The following is a 12,737-nucleotide window of genomic DNA, read 5'->3' on the forward strand; positions in this document are numbered from 1 at the left end:
TTATTTACAAACTTACCATTGGTACAGGACAATCTCCTGTTTTATATGGATGATCATTTTCATCTTTTATATAATTTACTTTTTTAGTTTTGGGTTTATAAACCAGTTTGAAATGGCGTACATCAAATTTGTCTTTTTTGTCTGGTGTGAAGGTGAGATTTCCTTTTTCAAGAGCAAATTCCCCATCTATATACTGCATAGTTTTCGATTGACCATAGATGTAACCGTCTTTTTCAACTTGCTGTTTTTTAATCGGATCAAAACTGTATGTTGTAATTATCATTCTTGCATTGCTTGCTACCCAACCATATTCCAGGAGATTTTCTGTCACATAAACCAAGGAATCTTTCTTTTCCTCAGTTGTGTAGATATAGCATTTTGCAGAATCATTCCCATAAGGAAAATCGGGAACTTTTTCTGTTGCCGGAGGATTAATTTTTGGAGCCACGATAGGAGGTGGAGCCACTTTGTTGGATCTCTTTTTCTGTCCAAATACAAAGCTGCATATCAATAATGTGGTAATAATGAATAAGTTTTTCATAGTTGTTTTTATTTAATAATTGTCCAGCAAAATCACCGCCAATGTTTATAGAAAGTCATTACTGATTTGTTTCCATATACTTTTTATGGTTATTAAATGTGATCTAATTCATACTAAAGGTAAATACATTGGATTGATTTACACTTTGTTAATTTCATCTATTATTGTATTCATTTGATTAAATGGATATATTTCACATCACATTCGCCAATTTTCAGATAATAATTCATTGCATTTCCCGAGTTTTGGATAGTTATTTCATTTTTATACAAAACACCTTGTATATCTTGAGGTAATGGCAAATCTTCCTCAGATGCTTCTCCTTCAGAGTCTATTGCTCCTAAATATTCACTCCATTCTATATTTTTGAACGTGATATAATAACCGTCTTTTTTTTCGTTTAAGTCGATTTTTGCATCCCCCGAAAGTTTCCGGGTATTGGTTTCCATCTTGTATTTTAAAACTCCACTTTTGTAAAAAAGAGAGAGGAATATTTTACAATCCGTAACTACATCTTGTTTAAGAGTGTAATTTCCTTCAATATCAAATAATAAATTGTCGCTTTTTGCTTGTTGAACAACATTTTGAACAGTGTCTTTAATAGTATTGATGTCCGTAATATCTTTCGGTTCTGATTTTTGTATTTCTTTGCTTTTTTGCTTCTCTGTTTTATTTTCACAAGATTGCAATGAAAAAAGAAGCATTAAAAGTGTGATTAGGTTTTTCATTGTATCTGATTTATACTGATTTTCCTTGTGAATTAAAAACTTGAATTTTGCACTGCTGTCTCGCTTGCACCAATACCTTGTTACCTGCCGTTTTGGGTCTTGCTTTGGATTTCTTTAAGCGAATTGTCAAGCCAAAGTTCGTACCAGTTTAAAAAAGTTATTCTGCCTTTGTTTCCTAATTCTATCGTTGGATAAAGTCCTGCATCGTTGGTTCTGTCGTCCGTCCACATATTTCCTTTTTCTTGTCCGTTCACAATTAAGCTTATTGTTACACCACAACCGTAGTCCGTTGTATTAAGTCTGCCGAAGTCGTGTTCTTCACCACCAATAATTTCCCACTTTTGTTTAAACAACTCTTCTTCGAGTTCTTCATTACCCGCTTCGTTTGCTTTTTCTATTTTTTCATACAGTTCTTGAAGCTCATTTTCAACATTCCAACTTTCAATATGTGGAAAAGCTTTTGACAAATCAAAATATTGGTGATTTCCTTTTTCTTTATTGTCAAAATAAATTATACGGCTATCGCCCAAGGTATTAACACCGTAAAATGGTCCTGCACCACCGTTACCAATTGTTGTCAAAAATGAAACATAATCTTTAGGAAGGTCGATTTTGTGATCAGTCTCAAATTGAGTGACTTGTTCACTTGTTAAAATTGGGTTGAGCAAATATTCGTGTGTGTCCGCACCGAATAATTTCAAGTCTTTGTCGAATCTTTTAAGTTGTTCGAGTTTGTTTTTAATTCTGTCTAATTGTTCGATCATAGTCTAAGATATTGGTCAATAATATAGCAGGGAATGTCTTGGGGCTTAACGTTCAGCAATTTGTTCGTAATGGATTTTATTACCAATCATTCCCATATTTACTGTTTCAATTTCATAAAGATACTTTGAAATTTTTATTTTGTCCGTACCTTTAATTGTCAAAGTGAAAATGTGTTTTGTATAACCTTGATATTCGTCTCTAACTTCAACAATGTCATTTAGCCCAATCGGGTGCCAATCTTCCATAGAATCTCATCAATTGCTTTATATAATTTTTTCTGCTCTTCTGTCATTTTGTTGTTATTGCGGATATTCAAAGAATTTTTTAATAGATTTTTTGGTCTACCAAAATTTGTCGCTTTAATAGCGTAATTCCCCAACAATCTTCTGTATTTTCATTGTCAAAATAAGACCAATAATTAACAGTATATTAGTGAAGATTAAAATCGAACTTGGAGAAAAGCTGAAAGAATATTTCAAGAACAAATATAAAACAAAACACTGCCTACAACATCTATATTGTTTTAGGGGATGACGTAAAAATCCGACAGTCGTTTTTCAAGTGAACTTTAGTAATAAATTCAGCTTTTGTAATTATATTTGACTTTGTCGAACTAACGTTTCCCACCTGAGGGCAAAGTCTCAAAACGTTGTTGGCAATTATAACAGGAACACTATGGACATGTCAAAATTCGACCATTTACCAGACGATCTTAAGGAGCAAGTTATTAAGGCTGAAAAAGCTTTTTTCATTTCACAAGACATTAGCGAAAAGATTATTGACACTTTTAATGTCTGCAATTTAAGGGTTTCTGCAACTGCTGACGGGACTGTTTCAATAAGTGGAATTGTTGACAATGATAATGAAAAAAGAGATATACAGAATTTTGTATTGCAATTGGAAAGTGTTTCAAGTTGTTACAATGGTCTTGAGATTTTATCAAATTCTACAATGCTAAACTTGACCCTAAATGAAAAAAAATATTCTGTTACCACTTTGGCTCAATTGGATCGTATTTTTAAATATTCTCAAGACATCCAATATGTAGAATTTAGCTTTAGTGGACACCATGAAACTGCAATATTGCTATTAAAGAATCTGACTTATTCATTTGCAATCTATCTTAAATTTGATGAAGACACAGGTTTTACAACTCACAATTCTAAAGGGAAAGATGATGAAATGCAGGATTTCGTACTGACAAATGGACAAAAAGATGAATATCCAACCTCACAGCTAGTTGACAATAAAGACGGGTTAGAAATCCTCAAGTACTATTTATTAACAGGAAAAATGTATCCGGATATTGAATGGCGAGAAGAATAACCGGCACTGATAAGTATTTATCTCAGGTGGGCTGAAGTTCAAAATTGAACAGTCGTTTTTCAATTGAACTTTCGCAATAATATCAAGTTTTGTACTTTGATTGCCCGCCCGAACGTAATTGACATATGAAAAGTAAGAGTTTTTTTATCAAAATTACAGGTGGTCAATTTAAACTGAAAATTGGTGGTCAATGCTATTGAATTTTGCATCTTATTCAGAATTTGAAATAAGACTTTGCAAAGAAAGTTTAGGGAATGATACTTTGTGTTTTATACCGCTTCGTAACGAGCAATGGGATGAACCTGACATAAAATATTCAACACAGGTGAATGAGAATTTTGAAAAAAACAAAATAAACGAAATTATTTAATTAAAAATACTGACCTTTAACATCAGTTTGGCAAAAAAGGGATTTTGTTTTTAATTGAAAGTTTTTTTATATCTTTTAACTTTAGATTTGGTGAAAATTTCGGCTATCTCAGCCTACTTCGAAAAGCCTAAAACGGTGGTGGGGATTTTTAGCAAATTCATTTCAATAATTTAGTTGTCAAAATAAGTTATTAATTTCAGCTTGATGAGCAATGCATTAAACTATATAAGGTTTTATTACTATTTTGGACAAATTCTTGAATACCGTTTGAGAGACTAAATAATTTATAAATAATCAAAATGAGTTGGGACGTACTTGTATTCAAACTAAATCGTGAAATAAAAAGCGGATCAGAAATTGACGAAACAACAATTGATGATATCGGTTCAGAGGCATCTGTATTAGAAAAGCTCCATTCTCATTTTCCTGATTTAAAGCTTTTTGATTATGGGGAAGTTATTGAAAATATGGGGAAAATTGAACGGGAAAATTTTTCAATTGAATTCTTTATTTTAAAATCGACAGAAACCCAAAATTTCCTAAGCTTTAATTTATATGGTAAAGAAAGTATTTATCCTATTGTAGAATTATGTAAAAGGAATGGATGGTGCGTATTTGATACAACATTAGGCGAGATATTAAATTTGGAAGAGCCTGAAAAGAACGGCTATGAGCAGTTTAATAAAATTAGAAATGGAATTACATTATAACAGTAGCGGCAACATGAGTTTTACAATAGCATAGCTGACCTACAAAAGTTCAAGTTTAGTTTTTTCAATTTGGTTTTCGTACTTCGATTTGACTACGTCGAACTAGAGTTTCCTGCCCGAAATGTTAGCGGCAATTTTCACAGACCACATCAATCAATCAATCAATCAATTATGGACCAAGAATTTATACAAATCAGTGACAATCTTTCGTCTGACTTAGATTATGATTGAGACTAAAAACGTGAAAAGTTATTAGAATTTGATATAAAGTTCAATAGAATCCGGCATAATAAAAATTAATTATGAAGAAAAAAAAATTCATTATTATCTCAATTTCTATAATTTTAGCCTTTGCAATTTTCCGATTGGTGAACCCGGATATTTCTAAGGAAGTTATTGCTTTGAATTGTAAATCTACTTATCAAAAATCAATATTCGGAAAGGAATATGAAGGTTTTAATTACCATAATGCGAAGATGGATTTGGCAAAATGCCTGTGCGCAAAATATTCCAGTTCCAAAAATAAAAAGTACAAATTGGAGATCAAAAAGATTCTTTTAGAATTCGAATATGAAAAAATAGAAGAAACCAATTTTGACGATATTTGTAAGAACAGCGAAACGTATTTTGGATATTGGTATTATGAATAATTTAAACAATCAGATTATCGATTTTACAGTTCACATGAATAATTTAGAATTATGAAATACATTAAAATTTTAATATTATCCACAAGCTATTTTTGTGCTTTATCTCTACAATCCTGCAACAAAACACCGCAAAAGACAAGTGTAAAAGTTGCTAAAAACGAAATCAAGGAAGTTTCTATGTCAACTTTTGGAGGGAGGAGTACGATCCGGTCATCGACTTACCAAATTACGAAAGACAGCATCAGGTATTCCCTTTTGGCGGTAGACTCTACTCAAAATGTTCATAAGTCGTATATTAATAAAAATCAAGATTGGAAAAATCTGGTTAATAAAATCGATTTGAATCAATTCAGAAATCTGAAAGACGGAAATTCTCATCTGGCTTATGACGGAAATGACACAGAAATAACCGTCGTTACAGATCATGAAACTATAACCAAACTAAATGCAGAAAACAATAAAAGTTGGGACAATATTGTCAAATTCCTCGATACAACCTATAAAAAATAAACCGCACATAAAGTCATAATATCAACACCTTTATTTGATGCTAAAATCTGAGGGCGAAATCTATAAAGACAATTTCAAATATTCTTCTGTTTTCTCTTTTGTTTCAATAACCTAAGCTTTTTGTTCATCACAAGAGCTGGTTCTCTGTAACAAGTCACAATGCTACTGTCTTTTTCTTATGTATGTAAACCATCAATAATTTAGCTGTATATTCTATACGTAGACCTGCCACATCATTCTCTTTATTGATTCTATTATAAGCAGATTATATTTCAAATACCATGATTTCATATGAGGATACCTGATTTTCTATAGCAAATATATTCCGCAGTCCCTGCTGAAAAAAATCTTTTTGGGTATCCGGAAAGCATAGCTTCCCAAACCCTCCGCAAAAATATTTCAAGCTTTCATCAATGTTTTTTTTATTGTTTTCAAGGAATTGATTACCGTTTTCCTTGTGCCTGTCCGAATGGTAATCTGCATAGAAAAGTCAGAAACCTCACAAGATACAGTTGCAGTTCATTGAAATTTTGATCCTTATGATTCTCAAAAAGATTGAACGCAATCTTAATTCGCTCTGTTCTTTTCCTCAAATTTCACATTTCGATCCTGTTCTTTTACTTTTTTATTTCCAAAATTGTAAGTTAACGAAACTGTCAGGTTTTGTCCATCATAGTAATTGTTGAATGAGTGTACAGAATTCTGATAGTAGATCTCCCCGTGACTTTTCGCCTGACGGAAAATATCAGAAACATAGACATTCATCTGAAGATCTTTGTTCATCAGATTTACTTTTACGCCGGATGTGAAATTTCCAACAAAATAAGAGTAAACATTTCCCATACTTGAAGGCAGACGGAACCAGTAATTCATAAAAAACTGAATTGTTTTGTCTTTTTTTAAAGCAAAACTATTCTGGAGGTTGAAAGTTGTGCTGTTTCCTTTTCTGGAAGCTGCATCGGTCGCAAAAACCTGAGTTTGCATATGAGAGAAATCACCTGAGTAATTCACTTCCCAGAAATTGAATAAAGTATCGGAAAAACTTAAGGAAATTCCTGTACTGTTTTTATTGAAAAAATTATAAAAGTTGCTTGTCTTATTTTCTCCATCCAAAACTACGAGCTGGCTGAAAGCATCTAATTCTCTCTGAAAATACGCCGAGGCAGAAAATTTTCCTTTATACAGGTAAGAAAGTTCAAAATTATGATTAATAGAAGGATTTAAAGCTGGGTTTCCGGAATAGTAGGAATTAATATTAGTGTACCAGCGAAATGGATTGATAGCACGGAAACCCGGTCGGTTGATCCTTTTGGAGTAATTGATATTAAAAGTATTGTTATCATCAGCTTTGTATGATAGATAGACAGTGGGAAATAATTTACCATAAGAATTTTCTGTGTTCTGTCCGGTGGAGGCCGATGCACCGCTTACGGTAGAATATTCATACCTTAAGCCTGCTTTTACGGTCCATCTTTCAGCCAGTTCCTTTTCAAGGCTCATATATGCAGCATAATTCTTTTCTTTATAATTAAAGATATTGGTTCTCAGCGGATCTGTAATATAAGTTCCATTGATCAGATTCTGGTATTTGATGTCGGAATTGTTATCGAAACTGGTGAATTTGATTCCGGCCTCTGTCTTTGCAAATTCAAACGGAAGCGTTAGATCGGCCTGACCGGAATATATTTTGTAATTCAGTTCAGACGGCGTTTTTACGATGAAAGAATTGCCGGAATTGTCATTAGTTGTGAAATCAATATTGCTTGCGGGCGTGTTGGAAAAATAATTTCCTGTAATGCTCAATTTGTTATCCCGCTTTCCGAATTTCAGGTCATAGTAGGCGCTTATAGTGTTGTTTTTATTTTTGGTGCGGTGTTCTGCATAGGTAGACAGAGAGTTGGTATAGTTCCCATTTTGAAAATAATCTGAAGTGTTCGTTATATCCATTCCGGAGTTTCCCAGTCCGTAATCGTAGACCAATCCTATACTTGATCTTTTATTGAGCTGATAGTCCAAACTATAATTAAGACCTCCGCCGTTCCCGAAATCTCTCCTGTCATCTGAGCTTGCCATTCCGTCTGAACCTGCAATCTTGTAGTTTTCATAGGAATGTTTCTGATTGTCATATTGTCTCAACTTTAGTGATGACCTTAGTTTTTCACCTTGATAATTAACCGTCGCGGAATTGGAAAACCCGGCATATGTGGTCTGGAGAAGACTGGTTGTCAGATTGCCATTCCAGCCCATGTTTTGGTTTTTCTTCAAAACAATATTGATCAGTCCGCTATTTCCCTGGGCTTCATACTTGGATGGTGGTGCGGTGATGACCTCTATTTTTTCGATATTTTCGGAACTAAGACCTTTTAGATAATTAATGAGTTCAGTTCCGGTAAGGTTCAACATTCTATCATTGATCATCACCGAGATCCCACTTTTCCCAACCATAGAGATCCCCGCATTTTCATCAACTTTGATCTGTGGTGTGTTGTTAAGCGCTTCTATGCCGTCCATTCCCTGCGAGGCAACAGAATTGGCGATATTAAAGATCAATCTGTCTGCTTTTCTTTCGATTAATTTCTTTTTCGCCGTTACGACAACGCCTTCGATCTCTTTTGCAGACTTATTTTCAAGAGCAAAATCGTGTTTTGTACTTCCGTTGACAGTGATGTCATCTTTTGAAACTTCGATTCCGTCCAGAATACAAACCATTTGATAAATTCCATTTTCAGGAAGTTTCAGAGCAAAATTTCCTTGTTCGTCGGAGATGGCAGTTTGTTTGAATTGATTTTTTACCGCAATGATCTCTACATACGAAACCTGTTTCCCCGATTGTGTGATCTTGCCTGTGATACTTTGTGAGAAAACCAGGAAAGGGGTTATTAAAATAATTGAAAGCAATGTCTTCTTCATGATTCTGTTAATAGTTCATTATTATGACAATGCTGAGCTATTTTTTATTACATGCCATCACCCCATTTTTTTTGATTTAATGGACTGTTGCTCCATTTTTGATAAAGGGAACAGCTAATTTCATTTTTAAAAAATTAAAGATTGGGGGATTGTTGAGTGAAGAAAGCATAGCTTCCCAAACCCTCCGCAAGAATATTTCAAGCTTTCATCAATGTTCTTTCTTATTGTTTTCAAGGAATTGATTGCAGTTTTCCTTGTGCCTGTCCGAATGCTCACCTGCGTAGAAAAAGTCAGAAACCTCACAAGGAAGTGTTTCTTGTTTTGTCAGGAAGTTATAAATTCCACAATAGCTTGTGAATGGATTTTTGTAGTGTCAAACACAGGAATTTCAAAATCGTCCTGGCTTACTAACATCGGTATTTCTGTACAACCTAGCACAATACATTCTGCTCCTCTGTCTACCAGATCTTTTACAATTGCTTTATACTTTTCTTTTGTTTCAGGGTTAATAAATCCAATGCCCAATTCTTCCCTTAACGTGTATTGGATGTATTCCCTCGTTTCCTGTTTTTCAGGGATCAAGACCTCAAGACCAAATGATTCAAATTTGTTTCTGTAAAAATCCATTTCCATGGTAAACTTTGTACCTATGAGCCCGATTTTCTTAAACCCATTTTTGTTTATTGTTTTGGCTGTTTCTGTAACGATGTGGATCACCGGCAAATTAATCTCTTGCTCAAGTCTGTCGGCATAGAGATGTGCAGTGTTTGCACACAATGCAATTCCATCTGCTCCGACTTTCTTTAAATTTTCACAGGCATTTAAAAGCAAATCATATGAATTGTCCCAACTTTGAGTATAGATGTCTCCAAAGTTCAGTGAGTAGATCATACACTCGGCAAAATTTAATCCGCCTAATTTTGCATTGACTCCCTCGTTTATAAATTTGTAATAATCTAATGTCGATGTCCAGCTTATTCCTCCAACTAATCCGATTTTCTTCATTTTTTATTTTTTTTTGTGGTTTGATATGTCAGATGACATAAATCTATGCGTTGTTTTTAGTGCTGTATCAGCCACTAATTTTCCAGAGTCCGTTTCATCATAATATCAGTTTGCTCATCATTTCCCAGTTTGAATATATGTTTGTCAAATGCTCTGAATCCATTTTTTTCATAGAAGCGGATCGCTCTAGGGTTTTGTTCCCAAACGCCCAGCCAGACAAAATCTGCAGCCAGTTCAATAGCTTTTTCATAAAGTATTTGTCCGACTTTTTTCCGTGAAACTCTCTCAACACGTAGATCCTTTCAATTTCAAGTGCTTTTTCACTTTTAATTTCAGTTTGAGAATCTCCGTAGTTTACCTTTAAGTAACCTATAATTTCATTTTCAAACTCTGCAAAATAAAATTCTGAATTTTCATCTGATAGTTCACCTTTGACTTTCTCTGTTGAGAATGCAGTTTCCAGATATGATCTCAAATTTTCTTCGCTGTTGTCCGAAGCGAATGTTTCGGAAAATGTGAGTTTTCCAATTTTTTGTAGGGTGATAAGATCTTTGTTTTCTGCTTTTCTTAACTGTATATCTTGCATTTTGTCTGTTCTTATTTTTTTCTGCAGACAAAACTCCCCATTCTATATCAGTAATAATTTAACAAATGATAAAAAAACAATACTATTTTATGTTAGCTCTGATCCGGCTTAAGCTCACTTGTGTAATCCCTAAATAAGAGGCAATATATCCTAGCTGAACTCTTTGTAATAAGTTGGGATAGTTTTTTAACAGAAGTTCATACCGATCGGCAGCATTTCCGAAATGCCTTGCCAGCAATCTGTCTTCTGCTCTTAAAAGTAAATTTTCCGCAAACTTAATACCCCAATTGGCGATCTCTATGTTTTCACTGTATAACTTTCGCAGGCTTTGTGTATTGAGTCTGTAAACTGTACAATCTTCCAGCAGTTCAACACTCTCATAGCCTTTCTCATTGGCAATATAACTTTTGAAAGAAATGATGGTGTCACCTTCTTTCCCAAAGGAAAATGTAGTTTCATCGCCATCATTTTGAATATATGTTCTGGCGATTCCATTTTTGATAAAGTAAAAATTTTTTTCATTTTTATCCTGTTGGATGATCACATGATTTTTAGGAAAATTGAGTTCAATGATGTGGCTTTTGAGTATCTGCTTAGAAGATTCTGACAAGGGATAGATCCTGTCAAGTATTTGTTCAATATCCATTACGATGATTATGTGGATGTAGGTTTACAACGAATCAAAGATACAAATTTCTTATGCCTTGCCATCTTCACATTATGAATCTCCAATAAGCAGATCATACTTCAACTGCTATGATTTCATATAAGGATACCTGATTTTCTATAGCAAATATATTCAGTGGTCACTGCGGAAAAAAATCTTTTTGGGTATCCGGAATCAGAGATTCCAGACCCTCCGCAAAAATATTTCAGTCTTTCATCAAATCTTATTTCTCTTTTTTAGGTGGAAATTCAATTCCTTCTTTTTTAATAAGGTCATACCCATACATCATAATAGTTTCAATAACAGGAATAGCCTTTTTGCCTTTAGAGGTCAAACTGTATTCTACTTTGGGAGGTACAACAGGAAATACCTCCCTGTTTATTAATCCTTTACTTTCCAATTCTCTTAACTGGCTTGTGAGCATCTTGTCCGTGATATGCGGAATATCTTTTTTTAGTACGCTAAAACGAAGAGGCTTTTCCTGTAATCGCCATAAAATAGGCATTTTCCAAGTTCCACCAATGTGGCTTAGAGCAAATTCTATTGGTGTATAGTACAGTCTTTTATCATGAAAAAATTCAGGCATAACGATAATTTCTTAGTAATACTTTCCAAAAAGTTAGTATATAACTTAAAGGTAAGTATATAGTTTATAGATAGTTCGTTTTGCAAATTTGCAAAAAAATTATTTATATGAAATCAAAAAGAATACTTTACATTTTGGCATTAGGTATTTTTGGAATTGCCACAACCGAGTTTGGAGTTATTGGTATATTGCCACAACTGGCATCTGTATTCGGAGTAACTATTGAGAAGGCTGGCTGGTTATTGAGTGGCTTTGCATTAACCGTTGCTATTTCAGGACCATTTATGATGCTGCTTTTATATTCTTTCAACAGAAAAAATTTGATGGCATTTACATTGGGAATATTTGTTCTGTCCAATTTACTTTCCATTTTTGCACCTAATTTCTGGCTGTTGTTGATAGCAAGAATTTCACCTGCATTATTTCATCCTGTTTACTGGTCAATCGGACTTTCTACTGCCGCAAATATAGTTCCTGAAAGAGAGGCTCCGAAGGCAGTGAGCATTGTTTTTGGTGGCTTTACCATTGCAAGTATTCTGGGCGTACCCTTTGATTGATGGCAGATGTATTTAATTGGCAATCGTCCTTTGTTTTATATGCCATTATAAATACAATTTCACTTGTAGGATTATTACTTTTTTTACCAGATATTCCAATTCCAAACAAAAAAGAAACAGGTACAAACGGCACTATTTTAAAAAAGAAAGTTTTGTGGATGAATTTATTATTAGCTTGTTTTATGATTGCTGCGATGTACGCCACTTATGGATATATGGCGGACTATCTGAGCAATGTAAGTAAGATGAATGGAAAGCAGATAAGTATTTTGCTATTTATTTTTGGGATAACTGGAGTTTTGGGAAATCAATTAGCCGGTAAATTTTTATCTAAAAGTATTTACACAACAACGCTTTTTTTTATTCCCGCTTTGGCAGTTGTACATATTTTACTTTATACTTCAGGCACACAGTTTCTGCCAATTGCAGTAATGGTGGGCGTTTGGGGCTTAATACATACGGGTGGTTTTATAATAAGTAATATCAATGTAACATCTTCTGCACCCGAAAATCCTGAATTTATCAATAGCATTTTTACTTCCTGTGGCAATATTGCAGTTACCTTGGGTACAACCATTGGAGGTTTTTGGATTTCGCATTTCGGTGTTCATCAAATTATTTGGTCAAGCATATTGTGTTTAGCAATCTCTTTATTAATACTTATTCTTAAAAAGAAAATATGCTGATATGACATTAAACAACACACTTAAGCAAACTGTTCAATTCCCCGAACCATTATTCAAAGAAGCAGTCGTAAAATACTTCATTGCATATAGTAAATTACTTGACCTCTCTACCGTACAACAAACATTAGATCGCTGAAATT

The 12,737-nt window shown here is 33.8% G+C and carries 14 protein-coding genes and 1 pseudogene; 6 read left to right on the forward strand and 9 right to left on the reverse strand.

The window, feature by feature from the left end:
- Positions 1–4: 4 nt before the first annotated feature.
- From IX38_RS12010 to IX38_RS12025, 4 genes are all read right to left on the reverse strand, one after another.
- Entirely contained in the window at positions 5–541 is a 537-nt protein-coding gene (locus IX38_RS12010) for a hypothetical protein (protein WP_034705296.1), read from the reverse strand.
- A 170-nt stretch (positions 542–711) separates the two neighbouring features.
- On the reverse strand, positions 712–1,269 hold the full coding sequence (locus IX38_RS21955) for a hypothetical protein (protein WP_051884684.1): 558 nt from the start codon (positions 1,267–1,269) through the stop codon (positions 712–714).
- An 80-nt stretch (positions 1,270–1,349) separates the two neighbouring features.
- Complete coding sequence (locus IX38_RS12020) at positions 1,350–2,033, reverse strand: SMI1/KNR4 family protein (RefSeq protein ID WP_034705297.1); 684 nt, start codon at positions 2,031–2,033, stop codon at positions 1,350–1,352.
- 45 nt (positions 2,034–2,078) lie between these two features.
- The gene (locus tag IX38_RS12025) at positions 2,079–2,279 is read right to left on the reverse strand and encodes a hypothetical protein (protein WP_034705299.1); all 201 of its coding nucleotides are present in this window, start codon (positions 2,277–2,279) and stop codon (positions 2,079–2,081) included.
- A gap of 436 nt (positions 2,280–2,715) precedes the next feature.
- Between IX38_RS12025 and IX38_RS12030 the strand changes: the two genes are divergently transcribed.
- From IX38_RS12030 to IX38_RS12050, 4 genes are all read left to right on the forward strand, one after another.
- The gene (locus IX38_RS12030; protein WP_131368675.1) at positions 2,716–3,360 is read left to right on the forward strand and encodes a BON domain-containing protein; all 645 of its coding nucleotides are present in this window, start codon (positions 2,716–2,718) and stop codon (positions 3,358–3,360) included.
- Between the two features lie 669 nt (positions 3,361–4,029).
- Positions 4,030–4,440, forward strand: a complete 411-nt coding sequence (locus tag IX38_RS12040; RefSeq protein ID WP_034705306.1) for a hypothetical protein — start codon at positions 4,030–4,032, stop codon at positions 4,438–4,440.
- Positions 4,441–4,742: 302 nt separating this feature from the next.
- Complete coding sequence (locus tag IX38_RS12045; protein ID WP_034705308.1) at positions 4,743–5,090, forward strand: hypothetical protein; 348 nt, start codon at positions 4,743–4,745, stop codon at positions 5,088–5,090.
- 51 nt (positions 5,091–5,141) lie between these two features.
- Positions 5,142–5,600 (forward strand): hypothetical protein, encoded by a 459-nt coding sequence (locus IX38_RS12050; protein ID WP_034705309.1) that lies wholly within the window; start codon positions 5,142–5,144, stop codon positions 5,598–5,600.
- 567 nt (positions 5,601–6,167) lie between these two features.
- On the opposite strand, the gene IX38_RS12055 is transcribed toward IX38_RS12050, so the two are convergent.
- The 5 genes and pseudogenes from IX38_RS12055 to IX38_RS12075 form a co-directional block, all read right to left on the reverse strand.
- Entirely contained in the window at positions 6,168–8,510 is a 2,343-nt protein-coding gene (locus IX38_RS12055) for a TonB-dependent receptor domain-containing protein (RefSeq protein ID WP_034705311.1), read from the reverse strand.
- 324 nt (positions 8,511–8,834) lie between these two features.
- The gene (locus IX38_RS12060) at positions 8,835–9,515 is read right to left on the reverse strand and encodes an aspartate/glutamate racemase family protein (RefSeq protein WP_034705313.1); all 681 of its coding nucleotides are present in this window, start codon (positions 9,513–9,515) and stop codon (positions 8,835–8,837) included.
- A gap of 74 nt (positions 9,516–9,589) precedes the next feature.
- Positions 9,590–9,990: pseudogene (locus tag IX38_RS12065) on the reverse strand (GNAT family N-acetyltransferase).
- Between the two features lie 193 nt (positions 9,991–10,183).
- On the reverse strand, positions 10,184–10,747 hold the full coding sequence (locus IX38_RS12070) for a Crp/Fnr family transcriptional regulator (RefSeq protein WP_034705315.1): 564 nt from the start codon (positions 10,745–10,747) through the stop codon (positions 10,184–10,186).
- A gap of 244 nt (positions 10,748–10,991) precedes the next feature.
- A complete protein-coding gene (locus IX38_RS12075) occupies positions 10,992–11,354 on the reverse strand; it encodes a winged helix-turn-helix transcriptional regulator (RefSeq protein ID WP_034705317.1) in 363 nt (120 codons plus the stop codon).
- Positions 11,355–11,461: 107 nt separating this feature from the next.
- Here IX38_RS12075 and IX38_RS23350 point away from each other — a divergent pair, with 107 nt between their 5' ends.
- The gene (locus IX38_RS23350; RefSeq protein ID WP_262483446.1) at positions 11,462–11,911 is read left to right on the forward strand and encodes an MFS transporter; all 450 of its coding nucleotides are present in this window, start codon (positions 11,462–11,464) and stop codon (positions 11,909–11,911) included.
- Positions 11,911–12,597 (forward strand): MFS transporter, encoded by a 687-nt coding sequence (locus IX38_RS23355; RefSeq protein ID WP_262483447.1) that lies wholly within the window; start codon positions 11,911–11,913, stop codon positions 12,595–12,597. The genes IX38_RS23350 and IX38_RS23355 overlap by 1 nt, the downstream gene beginning before the upstream one ends.
- The last annotated feature ends 140 nt before the right edge of the window (positions 12,598–12,737 follow it).

It is taken from the genome of Chryseobacterium luteum, from assembly GCF_000737785.1.
GTDB lineage: Bacteria > Bacteroidota > Bacteroidia > Flavobacteriales > Weeksellaceae > Chryseobacterium > Chryseobacterium luteum.

Bases quoted from the DNA above. Each gene is read 5' to 3' on its own strand.
- IX38_RS12070 (WP_034705315.1), bottom strand. From the start codon at position 10,747: ATGGATATTGAACAAATACTTGACAGGATCTATCCCTTGTCAGAATCT.
- IX38_RS12025 (WP_034705299.1), bottom strand. From the start codon at position 2,279: ATGGAAGATTGGCACCCGATTGGGCTAAATGACATTGTTGAAGTTAGA.
- IX38_RS12055 (WP_034705311.1), bottom strand. From the start codon at position 8,510: ATGAAGAAGACATTGCTTTCAATTATTTTAATAACCCCTTTCCTGGTT.
- IX38_RS21955 (WP_051884684.1), bottom strand. From the start codon at position 1,269: ATGAAAAACCTAATCACACTTTTAATGCTTCTTTTTTCATTGCAATCT.
- IX38_RS23355 (WP_262483447.1), top strand. From the start codon at position 11,911: ATGGCAGATGTATTTAATTGGCAATCGTCCTTTGTTTTATATGCCATT.
- IX38_RS12075 (WP_034705317.1), bottom strand. From the start codon at position 11,354: ATGCCTGAATTTTTTCATGATAAAAGACTGTACTATACACCAATAGAA.
- IX38_RS23350 (WP_262483446.1), top strand. From the start codon at position 11,462: ATGAAATCAAAAAGAATACTTTACATTTTGGCATTAGGTATTTTTGGA.
- IX38_RS12040 (WP_034705306.1), top strand. From the start codon at position 4,030: ATGAGTTGGGACGTACTTGTATTCAAACTAAATCGTGAAATAAAAAGC.
- IX38_RS12050 (WP_034705309.1), top strand. From the start codon at position 5,142: ATGAAATACATTAAAATTTTAATATTATCCACAAGCTATTTTTGTGCT.
- IX38_RS12045 (WP_034705308.1), top strand. From the start codon at position 4,743: ATGAAGAAAAAAAAATTCATTATTATCTCAATTTCTATAATTTTAGCC.
- IX38_RS12030 (WP_131368675.1), top strand. From the start codon at position 2,716: ATGTCAAAATTCGACCATTTACCAGACGATCTTAAGGAGCAAGTTATT.
- IX38_RS12020 (WP_034705297.1), bottom strand. From the start codon at position 2,033: ATGATCGAACAATTAGACAGAATTAAAAACAAACTCGAACAACTTAAA.
- IX38_RS12010 (WP_034705296.1), bottom strand. From the start codon at position 541: ATGAAAAACTTATTCATTATTACCACATTATTGATATGCAGCTTTGTA.
- IX38_RS12060 (WP_034705313.1), bottom strand. From the start codon at position 9,515: ATGAAGAAAATCGGATTAGTTGGAGGAATAAGCTGGACATCGACATTA.